Here is a 763-nt window from a genome sequence, read left to right as displayed (position 1 = left end):
TCTGAGCTCCCCCTTTGAGTTCAGACAAAATGGGGCTGTATGAGGAGCTTGCCGTTTGGACCGGAGGCTTTACGCCCCTTCGTGAGCCCTCTGCTGGATGCCTGGCTGGAGCGCCACGAGGACAAGGTAGCCCGGTTGCTCTGGGCCATCCTGGCCTCAGGTTCCGCCCGCAAGAGCGATTGGGCCAGGGCCTACCGCCAAGAGGCCACGGAGGAGGCCAACTACAAGGCCATTGACCGACTCCTTCCCCTTCTAGAACCCCAGCGCTACCTCCTGCGCCTCCTGGACCCCAAGACCCCCTTCCTCCTGGTGGACCCCACGGAGGTACCCCGTCCCCAGGCGAAACGAACCCCCTACGTGGGCCGGCTTTCCGACGGCAAGACCCTGGGCTTTTGGGCGGTGGTGTTGGCCCAACCCTACGAGGGCCGGGCGGTGCCGGTGTACGTGGGGAGCTACTGGGAGGGGAAGCCGGAGGGGAGGAACCGGACGTGGGAGGATTTGGTGGAGGCGGTGCGGGAATACGTGGAGGAGGGGACGGTGTGGGTATTTGACCGGGAGTTCTCCTTTGCGGGGTGGCTGGAGGTGCTGGAGCGGGCGGGGGTGAGGTATGCGGTGCGGTTGAACCTGGGGACGAGGCCGCGGTTGGAATGGAGGGGGGAGCGGTTGGTGCCCTGGGTGGACCGGGGGCGGGAGGTGAGGTACGAGGGGGTGAGGTACCGGGGGGAGGTGGAGGTGAACCTGGTGGGGGTGTGGCGGGGGGGGG

At 67.0% G+C, this 763-nt stretch carries 1 protein-coding gene; it reads left to right on the top strand.

Going from position 1 to position 763, the window contains the following annotated elements; translation table 11 throughout:
- Positions 1-39: 39 nt before the first annotated feature.
- Positions 40-763: IS4/IS5 family transposase (locus tag C2847_RS12130; RefSeq protein ID WP_105318576.1), on the top strand; the 724-nt coding region annotated here is incomplete at its 3' end.

The sequence above is a fragment of the Thermus tenuipuniceus genome (assembly GCF_002964845.1).
In the GTDB taxonomy this organism is placed as follows: domain Bacteria; phylum Deinococcota; class Deinococci; order Deinococcales; family Thermaceae; genus Thermus; species Thermus tenuipuniceus.
The sequence above is the reverse complement of the archived record's forward strand: the minus strand, read 5'-3'. Positions and strand labels throughout refer to the sequence as shown.